Genomic DNA, 222 nt, shown 5'->3' on the forward strand with positions numbered 1-222 from the left:
CGTCCTACTCTCACAGGGACAAGGTCCCAACTACCATCGGCGCTAGAGAGCTTAACTTCCGTGTTCGGTATGGGAACGGGTGTGACCTCTCTGCCATCATCACCAAACTATTGAAGGCATATTCCTTCAAAACTAGATAACATTTGCTACATATTATATGGTTAAGTCCTCGATCTATTAGTATTCGTCAGCTCCACATGTCACCATGCTTCCACCTCGAAC

At 45.9% G+C, this 222-nt stretch carries 1 rRNA gene; it reads right to left on the reverse strand.

Annotation, left to right across the window (positions count from 1 at the left end):
• Positions 1 to 107, reverse strand: a 5S ribosomal RNA gene (gene rrf, locus MR147_RS27015); the annotation flags it as partial.
• Positions 108 to 222 lie beyond the last annotated feature (115 nt).

The organism is Bacillus cereus group sp. BfR-BA-01350 (genome assembly GCF_022663775.1).
GTDB lineage: Bacteria > Bacillota > Bacilli > Bacillales > Bacillaceae_G > Bacillus_A > Bacillus_A paranthracis.